Origin of the sequence: Micromonospora sp. NPDC049257 (genome assembly GCF_040678915.1) — a bacterium.
GTDB lineage: Bacteria > Actinomycetota > Actinomycetes > Mycobacteriales > Micromonosporaceae > Micromonospora > Micromonospora antibiotica.
This window is the reverse complement of sequence record NZ_JBFAQU010000029.1, coordinates 1-14,514: the sequence shown is the minus strand read 5'-3', so window position 1 is coordinate 14,514 and position 14,514 is coordinate 1. Positions and strand designations below refer to the sequence as shown.

Genomic DNA, 14,514 nt, shown 5'->3' with positions numbered 1-14,514 from the left:
CGACCCGCCCGTGCCTCCGGTCGCCCCGCTCAGCCAGTACGTCCTCAAGCTGACCAGCCGATGCGACCTGTCCTGTGACCACTGCTACGTCTACGAACACCCCGACCAGTCGTGGCGTCGTCAGCCCCGGTTGATGACGCCCGACACGGTCGAGGCCACCGCGCGGCGGATCGCCGAACACGCCGCCGACCACCGGCTCGGCACCGTACGGGTGGTCCTGCACGGCGGAGAGCCGCTACTCGCCGGCGCGGCCCGGCTCGCCGCCACCGCCGACACCCTGCGCCGGACCATCACCCCGGTGGCCCGGCTCGACCTGCGGATGCAGTCCAACGGGGTGCTGCTCACCCCCGAGATCGCCGACGTCCTCGTCGCCCACGAGATCCGGGTCGGCGTCTCCCTGGACGGCGACCGTTCGGCCAACGACCGGCACCGCCGCTACGCCACGGGTGCGAGCAGTTACGACCAGGTGCGCCGGGGGCTGGCCCTGCTGCGCCGCCCCGACTACCGCAGCGCCTACGCCGGCCTGCTGTGCACCGTCGACCTGGCCAACGATCCGCTCCGGGTCTACCAGGCGCTGCTCGCCGAGCAACCACCCCGGATCGACTTCCTGCTGCCGCACGCCAACTGGGACCGGCCGCCCACCCGCCCCGACGGCGCGGCCACCCCCTACGCGGACTGGCTGCTGACGATCCACCGGCGTTGGCTGGCCGACGGGCGACCGGTGCCGATCCGGTTGCTGGAGTCCCTGCTGGCCACCGCCGCCGGGGGCAGCACCAGCACCGAGGCCGTCGGGCTCGCCCCGGCCGATCTGGTGGTGGTGGAGACCGACGGCACCTTCGAACAGGTCGACTCGCTCAAGTCCGCCTTCCACGGCGCGGCCGCCACCGGCCTGGACGTGTTCCGCCACCCGGTCGACGAGGCGGCCGCCCATCCCGGCATCGCGGTGCGGCAGACCGGCCTGGCCGGCCTCTGCGCCACCTGCCGGTCCTGCCCGTTGGTACGCCGGTGCGGCGGTGGCCTCTTCGCCCACCGGTACCGCTCCGGCAGCGGCTTCGACAACCCGTCCGTCTACTGTGCCGACCTGGCCGCGCTGGTCCGCGCGACCACGACGCCCGCCGGCCCGGTGCCGGACCGGTCGGCCGACGCGCTGCCGTCCGCCGTCCTGGACGACCTCGGCTCCGGGCGGGGCGGTGCGGAGTCGATGGGTCAGCTCGCCGCCGTGCACCACGGCATCGCCCGCGCCCTGACGGTCGCGCTCAGCCCCGCCGCCACCGCCGACCCGGTCGCGGCAGCCGGGTGGCGGCTCCTGGTGGACCTGGACGTGGCCGCGCCCGACGCCGTCCAGACCGTGCTGACCCACCCCTTCGTGCGGCGGTGGGCCCAGCGGTGCCGGGCCGGGGAGACCGGTGAGCTGCCCCACCTCGCCGCCGTCGCCGCCGCAGCAGCGGTCCGTGCCGGCGTCGACACCGACCTCGTGCTGCCGGTACGGGCCGGCACGGTGCACCTGCCGACGCTCGGCACGCTCGTCGTGGACACCCCCGTCGACACCATCGCCGTCGCCATCTGCGCCGGATCGGTCGAGCTGCGGGCCGGCCGGCGTCGGATCCGGGTCCGCCCACTGCGGGGGCCGAACCCGGACCGGTGGCAGCCGACCCGGACGGCGTACACCGGCGACGGGACCATCCTCCTGGAGGACACCGACCCGTACCGGGACTGCTTCGACCTGTCGGTGGCGGCCCGGCTCACCCCGGCGGTCGCCGACCGGTGGACGACGCAGGTCCGGCAGGCGGTGCACCGCCTCGACGCCGAGGCCGTCGGCTACGCCACCGGCGTCCGTGCCCTGCTGCGCGCCGTGGTGCCGCTGCGACCCGACCCGTCCGGCCGGTCCCGCAGCGCCGCCGCCCGGTCCGCGTTCGGCGCGGTCGCCGTCACCCCGACGGTCGACGCCGCCGCACTGGCGGTGCTGCTCGTCCACGAGGTGCAGCACCTCAAGCTCGACGCGATCCTCGACGTCTGCGACCTGTTCGACCCCGCCGACGCCCGGCGGCTGCGGGTGCCCTGGCGCGACGACCCGCGCCCGGTGGAGGGCGCGTTGCACGGCGTCTACGCCCACCTCGCCGTCGCCGACGTGTGGCGGCACCGCCCCGGGGCCGAGGCGGTGGCGCACCACCGGCGCTACCGGGAATGGACCGACGGCACGGTCGACGCGCTGCTCGACCTGGGCAGCCTCACCGCCGACGGCCAGCGCTTCGTCCAGCGGATGCGTGCCACCCTGGACGACTGGCGGTGACCCCCGCCGGAGCGGCCGGCGGGGATCGTCGTGGTGTGCAGCGTCGCGACCCGGTGCGCCGGCCACGGACCGTCCCGGGTGCCGGCCGACCCCGGCCCGGATGCCCGTCGCCGACGCCGCCGGACCCCGACCGGCAGGAACGGGACAGCGCGGAGTTGGCGGCGATCGATACTGTGGTCGGTCGGGAGTGGCGGCGCCGGGCGGGAGCGGTAGGTGGCGGAGGAACAGTTCCGGGAGGACGAGAGCGCCCCCGTGTTCTTCCTCAGCTACGCCCGTACCGGCAACCGGGTGGCGGCACCCCCACGGGACACCAACCAGAAGGTCTTCCAGCTCTTCGTCGACCTCTCCGACCACGTCGTCGAGCTGCTCGGCCTGGGCCCCGGACGAACGGCGGGTTTCATGGACCGGATGCTCGACGGGGGACAGCTGTGGACCGACGACCTGGCCTTCGCCGCCGGGCACTGCCAGGTGTTCATCCCGCTGATCTCACCGCAGTACCTGCGCAGCGCGTGGTGCGCCCGGGAGTGGAACGCCTTCACCCGGCGGCGGGTCGTACCCCGCCCGGACGCCGAACCGTCGGCGGGGGAGACCCCGGTCATCCCCGTCAACTGGTCGGTGGTGGAGCGTCGGCGGATGCCCCCACCCGTGTCGCAGCGGCAGATGTTCACCCCCACCCGGTTACCCTCGGACATCGCCCCGCAATATCACGAGGAGGGCATCTACGGACTGCTCAGCCTCGGCAGCAACGGCAAGGACGCCTACGACGCGGTGGTCTGGCGACTGGCCCAGCGGGTCGCCCGCGCGTACCGCACGCACTGGGTCGAGGCGGCGGTGCCGACCGATCTGCGGCAGCTGCCCGACCAGTTCGAGGAGGACGGGCATGACCTGGCCTGACCCCTCCTCCCCGGCGGGCGTCGTCGGGCAGGAGACCTACTTCTTCCTCAGCTATGCGCACTCCGTCCCGCTGTCCGACGCCGCCCGGCCGGACACCGACTACTGGGTCAGCCAGTTCTTCCACCAACTCGCCGACGCGGTGCGGGAACGCGCCACCCGGCTCGGCCCGCTCGACGCGGGATTCTTCGACGGCCAGGTCAGCCCCGGCGTCGACCTGAGGCGGACGCTGACCAACGCGTTGAGCCTCGCCCACGTCTTCGTGCCCCTCTACTCACCGAACTACTTCCGCAACGCCTGGGCGCTCGGTGAACGCGACTCCTTCCGCAGCCGGCTGGTCCGGCTGGCGGCCGGCCGGGCCGAGCGGCACGTGCTGCCGGTGCTCTGGATGCCGCTGCCGTCCTGGGGGGACCGTCCCGAGACCGTCCAGGCGTTGGACCTGGTGGGTGACCCCGGCGACCGCGCCGACTACGCCGACAACGGGCTGCGGGCGTTGTGCAAGCTGAGCGCCTACCGCACCCAGTACCGCACCCTGCTCGGTGCGTTGGCCGACCGGATCGTCACGGTGACCGAGAACGAGCCGCTGGCCCCGTCCCGGGCGACGACGCTGACCAGCAGCCCGGTCCCCGACGGGCCGGGCGCCGCGCTCGTGGTCACCACCCTCACCGCCGACCGGGCGCGCTGGCGGCCCTACGGCGACCAGCACCAACTGGCCGTCGCCGACTACGTGGCCGCGACCGCGGAACGGCTGGGCCTGCCCACCCGGGTCGTCGAGCTGGCCGAGGCCCGGGACCGGGCCGCCAGCAGCCCGGCGGTGGTGCTGGTCGACGCCGGCGTCGGGGTGGCCGCCGCCCGGTCCGCACTCGACGGGTTGCCGCGGTGGGCGGTCCCGCTCGTCATCGCCGCCGACCACGCGCGTGGCGAGCCGACGCCCGAGGCGATCGCCGGTAGTTTGCAGGACGCCCGGTTCCCCTGGGTGCTGCCGGTGCGCACCATCGACGAGTTTGAGCGCTGCGCCCCGCTGCTGGTCACCGAGGCGCGTAAACAGTTCCTCCGGCACGGTCCGGTCGATCCGCCGCAGGGCCCGCACGACCCGAAGCCGACCCTGGGGGCGACCGGACCGTTCGACGTACGGCGAGGGAAGGCATGACGATGACTCCACCCCACGACGGCCAGGTCGTCACCTTCTACTCGTACAAGGGCGGCACCGGGCGCACGATGGCGTTGGCGAACACCGCCTGGATCCTCGCCGCGAACGGCCACCGGGTGCTCGTCGCCGACTGGGACCTGGAATCCCCCGGCCTGCACCGGTTCTTCGCACCGTTCCTCGACCCGGAGCAGGTCGCCTCCACCGGCGGGGTGATGGACCTGATCCTGGAGTACGAGTGGGAGAACGCCCGCCGCCGGCAGGAGGGCGTCGACACCCGCCCCGGCGACTGGCACCGGCAGTACGCCCGGGTCCACAAGTACGCCTTCTCGGTGGGCTGGGAGTTCCCCGGCGGCGGCACCCTGGACCTGCTGCTCGCCGGCCGGCACAACCCCGACTACGCGACCAGCGTCACCGGACTCAACTGGGAGAACTTCTACAACCGGCTCGGCGGGGCGCAGTTCTTCGACGCGCTGCGCGCGGACATGAAGCGGCACTACGACTACGCCCTGATCGACAGCCGCACCGGCATCAGCGACGTCGCCGAGATCTGCACCATCCACCTGCCGGACCTGCTGGTCGACTGCTTCACCCTCAGCGACCAGGGCATCGACGGCGCCGCCACGGTCGCCGCCCGGGTCCGCAGCTACGAGGGGCGACGGGCCCGCCGGGTGCTGCCGGTGCCGATGCGCGTCGACGAGGGGGAGAAGACCAAGACCGACGCCGGCCGGGCGCTGGCCATGCAGCGGTTCGTCGGGTTGCCCAGCGGCATGACCGACCTGGAACGGCAGGACTACTGGCTCTCCGTCGAGGTGCCCTACCGGGCCTACTACGCGTACGAGGAGACCCTGGCGACCTTCGGCGACGTGCCGGGCAGCCGGGGCCTGCTGTCGGCGTACGAGGCGTTGACCCGGCACATCACCGGTGGTGCGGTCACCGGGCTGCCCCGGATGGACGACGGGCTGCGCCGGCAGACGATCCAGCGTTTCGAACGCAAACCGGTGATCGTCGACGAGTTGATCGTGCTGCGGTACGTGCCGGAGGACCAGGCGTGGGCGGAGTGGGTGCAGTCCACGTTGCACGCGGTCGACCTGCGGGTGTTGGCCACCCCGCTGGGTGTCCCGGCGTCGGTGCCGGCCGGCACGCCCTCGCGTGAGCTGCACCTGGTCTCCCGGTCCTACCTCGCCGCCCGCCGGGCGTTCGGCGGGGCCGCCCGGCAGGCGGGTTCTCCCGTGCTCGCGTTGCATCTGGACGACACCACCCCGTCGGTGGACACCCCGCCGGGAAGCTGGGCCACCGTGCACGAGCGCGGCGTCTCGGCCGCCGCCGAGCAGGTGTGGGAACTGGTCGGGCGGTCCGTCGACGGGCGGAACCGGCCGGTGCCGGCGACCCGCTACCCGGCCGTCGAGCCGATGGTCTTCTACGCCCCGGCGCGCAACGTCCGCTTCACCGGCCGGGAGGGCCTGCTGCTGGCCCTGCGGGAGGAGCTGAAGGCGGCGGCGCGCGAACGCGTCCCGGTGGCGCTGCGGGGTGGCGCGGGCATCGGCAAGACCCAGGTCGCCACCGAGTACGCCTACCGCTTCCACGGCGCGTACGACGTCGTGTGGTGGGTGGACGCGGACCCGGCGCAGTTCATCGACGTCCGCTTCGCCGACCTGGGGCGGCGGCTCAACCTGCCGGACCTGCAGCACGTGCCGGACAACACCCGGGCGGTCCGGGACTGGCTCAGCCACGGCGGCGGCCGGGGTGCCGACGAGCCGCCGCTGCGCTGGCTGGTCGTCTTCGACAACGTCGACCAGTACGACCACGTCAAGGACTTCCTCCCCCAGGGCGAGGGGCACGTGCTGGTGACCACCCGTAACCCGGACTGGGGCGACCTGGCGCGGGCGGTCGACGTGGAAGCCTTCCAACGGGGCGAGAGCGTCAACCACCTGATCGGTCGTACCGGCCGTCGCGGCATGACGGCCGCCGAGGCGCAGCAGGTCGCCGAGGCGGTGGAGGACGTCCCGATCCTGGTGGCGCTGGCCGGGGCATGGCTGGCGGAGAGCCCCGACTCGGTCGCCACCTACCTGGCGGGCCTGGCGCGTACCGGCCCGGACAGCGACGTGTGGGGCCGGTCGCTGGAGGGCCTGCGGGAGCAGTCCCCGGGCGCCTACCGGCTGCTGCAACTCGGTTCGGTGCTGGCCCCCGACATCGCCCTCGACCTGCTCTTCAGCGACCAGGTGGCGAAGGTCATCGCCCCGCACGACCCGTCGGTCGCCGCGCAGGTCACCGACCGGGTCTCGGAACGCGACATCGCCGCGGCGCTGGTCCAACGGATCAACCGGCTCGCCCTGATCAAGGTGGACCTGCACGCCCAGCGGGTGCAGATCCACCGACTGCTCCAGGCGGCGCTGCGGGCCCGGATGTCCGAGCGGGAACTGGCCGAGGTCAAACACGACGTGCACCGCATCCTCGCCGGTTCCCGCCCCTCGGGTGAGGTGGACGACCCGGTCTTCCAGGTCCGGTACCGGCACCTGTGGCCGCACCTGGACGGCTCGGACGCGGTCTCCTGTCACGACGACACCGTCCGGCAGTTGGTCATCGACCGGGTCCGGTACATCTTCCTCAACGGCGGTTTCGCGCAGGGCGCGCAGTACGCCCGGGAGGTGGACACGACCTGGACGACGATGCTCGATGGGCTCTCCCCGGATACCGGCGCGCACCGGGCGCTGCGCGTGCAACTGCTCAACCTGCGCTTCAACCGGGCCAACCTGCTGCGCAGCCTCGGCCGCTTCGAGCAGGCCCTGGCGCTCGACGAGGACACCCTGCACCAGCAGGAGGAGCTGATCGGCCAGAGCCACCCCTACACCCTGATGACCGCCGGGGGGTACGCGGCGGACCTTCGGGCCCTCGGCCGTTACCGGCCGGCCCTGGAGCGCGACCTGCGTACCCACGGGGCCTGCGTGGAGGTGTTCGGCGAGGACCACCGGCGGACCCTCAACGCGGCCAACAACCTGGCCGCCTCCCACCGGTTGGCCGGCGACTTCACCCGGGCCCTGGACCTCGACGAGGCCACCTACCGTCGGCTGCGGGTGGTGCTCGGCCCCGACCACCCACGCACCCTGCTCTCAGCTGGCAACTACGCGCGCGACCTGCGGGAGACCGGCGACTACCAGGGTTCGGTGACCCTGCTGCAGGACGTGATCGAGGGCTACCGGCGGCTGTTCGGCGACCAGTTCCGGGAGCTGCTGATCAGCCAGGCCAACCTCGCCACGTCGCTGCGCAGCACCGGCCGGATCGCCGAAGCCGGCCGGCTGCTCGACGACGCCTACACGCGGCTGCGGGCCACCCTGGGGGCGACCAACCCGGACACCCTGCTCAGCCGGTTGAGCCGGACGGCCAACCTGATGCTCGAGGGGGACGGGGCGCAGGCCCGCGCGGAGCTGGAGGAGGTGCAGCAGACGCTCGCTGAGGTGTTCGGGGCGCGGCACCCCTACACGCTGGTGTGTGAACTGAACCGGGGGGTGGCGCTGTGGGACATCGGTGAGCAGGACGAGGCGTACGCGCTCACCGTGTCCGCGGCGGACGGGCTACGGGAGGTGCTGGGGCCCGAGCATCCGTTCAGCATGGGCGCGGACAACAACCTCGCCGTCTTCGCCATCCTCACCGGCCAGGACGAGGAGGGCTTTGCCCGGTTGCAGGCGGTGGTGGACCGGTTGACGGCGGCGTTGGGCGTCGACCACCCGGACACCCTGCGCAGCCTGGGCAACCTGGAGACGGCCCGACAGGCGGCTACCGGCGGGACGGTCAGCATCGGACGGATGCGACTGGCCGACCGGCTCGCCGACCGGATCGGGCAGGAACACCCGAGTGTGGTGGTGCTGCGCGCCGGACGGTACGTGCGTCGGGTCCTCGACCCGCACCCCTACTGACCGGGTCGGGCCCCGATGAGCACGTCGGTGCCCGTCGGGGCCTGCCCGTCGACGAGCCAGCGCAGCATGCGCGGGAGCTGCTGCATGGCGTCGAAGTGGGCCGCGCCGGGCTGCACCTCGATCTCGGCCCCGGGGATCCGGGCGGCCAGCCACCGGCCGTGGCTGGCCGGCGCGAAGGTGTCCTCCTCGCCGTGCCACAGGCGTACCGGGGTGACCGTGGTGTCGATCGCGTCGAGGTCGAACTTCCAGTCGCGGCGCAGCGCCAGCACGTCGTCGATCCAGCCGTACGGGCCGGCCCGCAACGCCTCCTGGTAGGTGTCGAAGATGATCCCGCGCAGTGCCGCGTCGTTGATCGCCCGGCGGTCCGGTGGCCCCATCTGGGTCATCAGCTCCCGCAGCAGGAACCGGGGGTCCTCGGCGGCCCGGGCGGCGCGCTGGCGGATCTCCTCGACCACGATCTCGGTGTCGTGCCGACCGTCACCGAAGCCGCGCTGGTTGTCGCGGTTCATGCCGTCGAACCAGTCCAGCCCGATGGCCTCCGACGGCGCGAAACTGACCAGCACCGCCACCCGGCTCACCCGGCCGCGTAGGCGCTCGTCGGCGGCACAGGCCAGCGCGTGCGGCCCGCCCCCGGAGCGGCCGGCCACCGCGAACCGGCCGAGCCGGAGCTGGTCGGCGATGGCTTCCACGTCCCGCGCGGCGTCGGCCACGTCCCGACCCTCGAACCGGTCGGAGTCGCCGTATCCGGGGCGGTCGTAGGCGATCAACCGGATCCCCATCCGATAGAGCACGATGCCCCGGGGCTTCGGCCCCCGCCGGCTGCCGGGTGTGCCGTGCATCAGGAAGACGGGGAACCCGTCGGGAGCACCGGACTCCTCGTACGCCACCCGCTTGTTGTCCGCACGGTGGGCGTATCGCGGCCCAGGCTCACCTTCTCGGGTCACTGCAGCCTGCCTTCCAGTGCCACTACCAGCCGTTACTCGCGATTTGCATCGAGCAGCTACGATGGTTTCCGTCGGCTCCGCTCAGCCTTCGAGCCTAACGGTCGAGCCCGCCGCACCGCTATGCCGAGCCCGACAACAGGCCGGATCTGTCGGAAGCGACACCTGTCGGCCAGGACGGGCCGGCCTTGCGGGCGGCCTCCGCCCGCCCGCGCCGCCGGGGCGCCCCGGCGGCGGTGCTCAGCAGGCCAACGGTCGGATATCCGTCGGCGCGTCGACCAGCGCGGCACGCGGGTCGGCGTAACGCCAGTCGACCCGGTACTGCGCGCGCAGCCGGGGCCGGGACACCACCCACCGGTACGCGACCCGCCCCTGCCCCTCCCGGCGGTCCGGGTGCACCTCGACGGTCGACTCCGAGGTGAACGAGGTCTCGGAGCCCCAGACCGTCGGGCCGGTCTCGACCGGAAAGTCGAGCCGGATCACCAGGTTGCGGGTGGGCAGCCGGATGTCACGCTGCAACCAGTCACCGAACTTCCACGCCGGCACCCGGTAGGCGTAGTCGACGACGGTGCGCTGCCCGGGATAGAGCGGCATCGGGGTGCCCCCACCGTCCAGCAACAACACGATCTTGAGAAAGGCGTCCCGGCTGCGACTCACCCGCCACCGCATCGGTTCGGCCTGCTCGGTGCCGATGGTCGCCCGGAAAGCCACCTCGTCGATGGTGAGCGGGTGGTGGCTGTGGAAAAGAGCGGACCGGGCCGGATCCTCGGGGAACCGGTCGATGTCGATCTGCACGGTGTGCCGGGTGATCGGCTCGGTGCCCACGCTGTGCAGCACCCGGCGGAACCGGCACTCGTACACCCCGTCCACCAGGGAGAGCATGGCCTGCTCGTCCTCGATCACCAGGTGCGAGCCGGCCGGCGGCGGCACCGCGGTCGGGCCGAGTGCCGAGCGGCGTCCCCCCGACCCCCGGGCGTCGGCGAAGGTGACGTACTGCTGCCAGATCCGGTTGCCGCTGTCCAGCACCAGCTCGACCCGACGGGCGAACTCCTCGGTGGGCTGGTGCCGCCCGTTCTCGATGTGACTGACGTACGACGGGTCGAAGCCGGTGCGTTCGGCCAGCTCCTTCTTGGACAATCCCCGCTGGCGTCGCCAGTGGGCCAGTTCCCGCACGAATTCCGCCGCCGCATCGTCCTGTGTGGAACCGCCCATGCCCCCGTCCTCGGTGTCGGGCCTCAAGTCTGTCCCACCGACGGCATCCGCGCCAGGGGTGCCCGCCGACCGACTCCGCCGCCGCCGGCCCTCCGGCAGCGGGCAGGATGACCACCATGGATCCCGCCGTACGCCGCTACCTCGCCGACCTGGTCACCTGTGCGCGGGACGTGCTCGGACCGGAGCTGGTCGGTGCCTACGCGGCGGGTTCGGTGGCGCTGGACGCCTACCGGCCGGGCCGCAGCGACGTCGACGTGGCGCTGGTCTGCCGGGGCACCCTGCCCCGACGGACCAGCCAGGCCCTGGTGGACCGGCTGCGGCACGAGACCCTGCCCTGCCCGGCGCGCGGCCTGGAAATGGTGACCTACTCGCGGGAGGTGGCCGCCTCGGGCACCCCCGAGCCCGGTTTCGAGGTGGAACTCAACACCGGGGCGCGGATGTCGTCGCGGGTCACCTTCACGCCGGCCGACCGGCCCGCCGCCGACGGCCACTTCTGGTACGGCCTGGACCGCAGCATCCTGCACCAGCGGGGGTTGCCGGTGGCCGGGCCGCCAGCCGGTGAGGTCTTCGCCGAGCTGGCTCCGGGTGACCTGCGACAGTTGCTGGTGGCGGCGCTGCGGTGGTGGCTGGCCCGACCAGCCCCGCCCGGCGACGGCCCCACCCCCGGCGCCGAGGACGCGGTCCTGGCCGCCTGCCGCGCCCTGGTCCGGGTCCGTGACGGCGACTGGCTGTCGAAGGTCGCCGCCGGCCACCGGGTGATCGCCCTCGGCCGCGAACCGGAGCTGCTACGCCGCTGTGTCCGCGCCCGCGACGGCGGCCCACCGCCGACCGCCGCCGAAGCCCGCGCCTTCCAGCAGCAGATCCTGGCCGAGATCACCGCCGGCTGACCGGTCACCGCGGCACCGGTGGCGGCCCGACGCTCGACGTCGGGCCGCCACCGCCGGGGTCACCGCTGCAACAGGGCGAAGACCCCCCACCCCAGGTACTCCCGCCGGTACCGCACGTGCTGGACCGGGTCCTCGGTCAACTCCTGCCGGAACCCCTCGGCGAGGTCGTCGTCCGGATGGGCGTCCAGCCAGCGGCGCAGGGTGAGCCAGTGCGCCGCGGCGTACCGGTCCCAGCTGTCCTGGTCGGCGAGGACCATCTCGACCACGTCCCACCCGTGCGCCTGGACCCGGCGAATCAACCCGGGCAGGTCGTCGAAGTCGTCCCGGGCGGTGGCGTGACACGCGGCGACGGTCTCCTGGTCCGGCGGTTCCCGCCGCCAGTACGGCTCCCCGACCAGCAGCATCCCACCGGGCCGCAGCGCCCTGGCCAGGATGTCGATGGTGCCGACGACGCCCCCACCGATCCAGGTGGCACCGACGCAGGCGGCCACGTCCACCTTCTCGGGATGGACGTACCCGGCGGCGTCGTCGTGCACGAAACGGACCCGGTCGGCCACGGCGAGTTCGACCGCACGGCGCCGGGCGGCGGCCGTGAACACGGTGCTGAGGTCGACACCGGTGCCCCGGACCCCGTGCGTACGGGACCAGGTGCACAGCAGTTCACCCTTGCCGCTGCACAGGTCGAGCAGGGTGTCGTCGGGGCGGAGCCGGATCGCCCGGCCCAGGGCGGCGAGCTTGTCGTCGTCGAACGGGTTGAGGATGCGAAGGTCGCCTTCGCGGATGACGAAACTACGATCGAGGTCCATGTCGATGACTCCAGGGGTGCGGCAACGGGCGCGGGAAGCGGACGGTCGGCACGCGGAGCACGGGCACGGAAGACACCTCGATCGGGGGACGTGGTGACGGGCCGTCAGGCTACGTCCCCACCGGCCCGGAGCCCAGCGATTTCGCCCCGGGTGGCCCGCCACCCGGCAGTTCCAGGGCCATGGATGCCTACGGGACACCAACGGAGCCCAGCGATGTCACCCCGGCTCGCCCGCCACCTCTCAGACGTTGGTCGGCACCCGGTCGGCCGGCGGCTCGCTGACCGCCGCGTCGGCAACTGGCTCCGCAGCCGGCTCGGCAGCCGGTCGGGCCGCCACGGTCGGATACTCGGCGGTCTCACCGCCCCCGGCGGCAGCCGCCATCACGGCGGCGGCAGCCAGGTCGGCGACCCGCTTGGCCTCCCGCTGCACCCGGGCCCGCACGTCCTTGGCGTGCCGCTCCACACTCTCGGCGGCCTGCCGGGCCTCGTCCAACCGTCGGTTCTCCGCGGTCAGGTCGCGCCGGACCTCCTCCAACCGCTGTCGGGTACGCACCAACTCCCGCTCGACGGTGTCGCCCTCATGCTGGATCTCAGCCAACTGCGCACGGGCCGTGTCCAGCTCACCCTGCACCTCGGTGAGGGCCTTCTGCCGCTCGGCGATCTCCCGCTGCACCGTGGTCAGTTGCTCCTGGTGGCTGCTGGCCTGCTCGTCGGCCCGCTGCCGGACCTCCGTGGCGTACTGCTGCGCCTCGGCGATCAGCGCGGCGATCTGCTGCTCGGCGGCGCTGTGCTGGTTGGTCAGCTCCCGCTCCGCCGCCGCCCGCTGCTCGCCCAGTTCCTGCTCGACGGCGGCGCGTCGCTCGCCGACCTCCCGCTCCACGGTGGCCTGCCACTGCGCCAGCTCCTGCTGGCTCTGGGTCCGGGCCGCCTGGATCTCCTGCTGGATCTGGGTCCGGGCGGCCTTGGTCAACGCCTCGGCGGCGGCCCGGGTCTGGGTGATCTGCTTGGCGGTCTGTTCGCTGATCCGCTTCGCCTCCTGCTGGGCCCGCTCGTGGGCGGCTTCCCCTTCGGCCCGCAGCTTCTCGGCCCGCTCCCGGACCTCGGTCAGCTCGGCGTCAGCCGTCGACCGGCGCTGCTCGTACGCCTTGTCCTGCTCCTCGCGCCGGGCGGTCAACTCCTCCTCCAGGTCCCGCAGCGCCTGCGCGGTCCGGTCCCGGGCGTCGACCAGTGTCTTCTCCGCCTCGCCCTGGAGCTGGTTCGCCCGCTGGGTGGCCGAGTCGGTGATCACCGCAGCCTGCTTCTCGGCCAGGGCGAGGATCTGGTCCACCATCGGGCCGAGATCACGGAAGGACGCCCGGTCCACCTGGGCCGGCCGTTGGCGCAACTCGGTCAGCTCCGCCTGCAACCGTTGGATGTGCGTGGTCAGCCCCTGGATCTGGCCGGCGGCCCGGGCCCGGTCGGCGGTCAGCGTCGACAGTGCCCCGTCCATCTGCTCGACGTAGCGGTCCACCTGCCGCTTGTCGTAGCCCCGCAACGCGAGCTCGAAGCTCGGCCGTGACGTCCCGTCGTCACGCGACGCGTACGGCTCCTCCCCGGTGGACATAGAGCCAACCTCCGTACTCCTCGGCGATCCAGGTCCGCGTGGGCGACTCCGCGGGCCACGACGGGGCGAAACACTACCGGCGACCGGTGCCGCGGGTGACCGGGCCCCGAGCGCGGTCCACGCACCGATCCGGGCGGGACGGCTGCTCGTCCGCACGGTCGCGTTCCGGTCGGGTCCACCGGTGTCCGGGGGTTGCCCTGGCCGGTGCGTCCACCGTGCGCACCGGGTTTTGTCCATTCGGCCCACCTGGCCTCGTCCCCGTGGACTTTCCGCAGCTCAGCGCGGGTCACCAGTGGAGTCCCGCCGGCCGTCCCGGGTGGTGTCGGGGCACCCGGCCGCAGGTGACCGGGGGTGTGGCCGGGAACGCACCGGCTGGATTTGACGGTCAACTCGGCGAGCGCGTAACTTTCTCTCTGTCAGCGCGGAACGGACGCACCGGGGTGAAAGCCCCGAAGGCCGGAGCGCGACCACTGATCTCAGGAATGCCTCCCGATCGACCGTGGGTCGATTTGGTGGGCAGAGAGCAGTCGAGTAGGGTGAACAACCGGCAGGGCACCGGGCGAGCGTGCGGGAGACCGCAGCGGCCGGCTTGTCGATAATCGCGGGGTTTCCGGTGTGAGCCGGGGTTTCGTGGTGTGTGGAATTGTGGTTGATGTGGTGTTGATCGTGACAGAGCGGTTTGACACGGCTGATACCACCGGGTAACGTAGTAAAAGTGCCTGGCGCGGAAGCGCTGGTCATGGTGGATGAGATACCCCAGTTCGGGGGTCCTGTTGGTCGGGGCTTTCGGGTGGTGTGTGGTTGTTCTTTGAGAACTCAACAGG

The 14,514-nt window shown here is 72.9% G+C and carries 9 protein-coding genes; 5 read left to right on the top strand and 4 right to left on the bottom strand.

Features of this window, described 5'->3' with window-relative positions; all coding sequences use genetic code 11:
* Positions 1-10 precede the first annotated feature (10 nt).
* The 4 genes from AB0K25_RS27655 to fxsT all read left to right on the top strand — a co-directional run bounded on the left by AB0K25_RS27655 (position 11) and on the right by fxsT (position 8,242).
* On the top strand, positions 11-2,290 hold the full coding sequence (locus tag AB0K25_RS27655) for an FxsB family cyclophane-forming radical SAM/SPASM peptide maturase (protein WP_357536622.1): 2,280 nt from the start codon (positions 11-13) through the stop codon (positions 2,288-2,290).
* Between the two features lie 213 nt (positions 2,291-2,503).
* Complete coding sequence (locus AB0K25_RS27650) at positions 2,504-3,184, top strand: TIR-like protein FxsC (RefSeq protein ID WP_208570628.1); 681 nt, start codon at positions 2,504-2,506, stop codon at positions 3,182-3,184.
* Positions 3,171-4,331: a TIR-like protein FxsC gene (locus AB0K25_RS27645; RefSeq protein WP_219462212.1), complete on the top strand. Its 1,161-nt coding sequence runs from the start codon at positions 3,171-3,173 to the stop codon at positions 4,329-4,331. The genes AB0K25_RS27650 and AB0K25_RS27645 overlap by 14 nt, the downstream gene beginning before the upstream one ends.
* A gap of 2 nt (positions 4,332-4,333) precedes the next feature.
* Positions 4,334-8,242 carry an FxSxx-COOH system tetratricopeptide repeat protein gene (gene fxsT / locus AB0K25_RS27640; protein ID WP_363823508.1) on the top strand — a complete coding sequence of 1,303 codons (3,909 nt, stop codon included), beginning with the start codon at positions 4,334-4,336 and terminating at the stop codon, positions 8,240-8,242.
* Here the strand turns inward: fxsT and AB0K25_RS27635 are convergent.
* Complete coding sequence (locus tag AB0K25_RS27635) at positions 8,236-9,186, bottom strand: alpha/beta hydrolase (RefSeq protein ID WP_219462208.1); 951 nt, start codon at positions 9,184-9,186, stop codon at positions 8,236-8,238. The genes fxsT and AB0K25_RS27635 overlap by 7 nt on opposite strands.
* Positions 9,187-9,423: 237 nt before the next feature.
* On the bottom strand, positions 9,424-10,395 hold the full coding sequence (locus AB0K25_RS27630; RefSeq protein ID WP_208570624.1) for a helix-turn-helix transcriptional regulator: 972 nt from the start codon (positions 10,393-10,395) through the stop codon (positions 9,424-9,426).
* A 107-nt stretch (positions 10,396-10,502) separates the two neighbouring features.
* Here AB0K25_RS27630 and AB0K25_RS27625 point away from each other — a divergent pair, with 107 nt between their 5' ends.
* Positions 10,503-11,282 (top strand): nucleotidyltransferase domain-containing protein, encoded by a 780-nt coding sequence (locus tag AB0K25_RS27625; RefSeq protein WP_363823505.1) that lies wholly within the window; start codon positions 10,503-10,505, stop codon positions 11,280-11,282.
* A 59-nt stretch (positions 11,283-11,341) separates the two neighbouring features.
* Here AB0K25_RS27625 and AB0K25_RS27620 read toward each other — a convergent pair whose 3' ends face one another.
* Positions 11,342-12,088 (bottom strand): class I SAM-dependent methyltransferase, encoded by a 747-nt coding sequence (locus AB0K25_RS27620; protein ID WP_363823502.1) that lies wholly within the window; start codon positions 12,086-12,088, stop codon positions 11,342-11,344.
* 240 nt (positions 12,089-12,328) lie between these two features.
* Positions 12,329-13,690 (bottom strand): DivIVA domain-containing protein, encoded by a 1,362-nt coding sequence (locus AB0K25_RS27615; RefSeq protein WP_363823499.1) that lies wholly within the window; start codon positions 13,688-13,690, stop codon positions 12,329-12,331.
* Positions 13,691-14,514 lie beyond the last annotated feature (824 nt).

Excerpts from the sequence above, each read along its gene's own strand:
- AB0K25_RS27645 (WP_219462212.1), top strand. The coding sequence starts at position 3,171 with ATGACCTGGCCTGACCCCTCCTCCCCGGCGGGCGTCGTCGGGCAGGAG.
- fxsT (WP_363823508.1), top strand. The coding sequence starts at position 4,334 with ATGACTCCACCCCACGACGGCCAGGTCGTCACCTTCTACTCGTACAAG.
- AB0K25_RS27630 (WP_208570624.1), bottom strand. The coding sequence starts at position 10,395 with ATGGGCGGTTCCACACAGGACGATGCGGCGGCGGAATTCGTGCGGGAA.
- AB0K25_RS27625 (WP_363823505.1), top strand. The coding sequence starts at position 10,503 with ATGACCACCATGGATCCCGCCGTACGCCGCTACCTCGCCGACCTGGTC.
- AB0K25_RS27620 (WP_363823502.1), bottom strand. The coding sequence starts at position 12,088 with ATGGACCTCGATCGTAGTTTCGTCATCCGCGAAGGCGACCTTCGCATC.
- AB0K25_RS27615 (WP_363823499.1), bottom strand. The coding sequence starts at position 13,690 with ATGTCCACCGGGGAGGAGCCGTACGCGTCGCGTGACGACGGGACGTCA.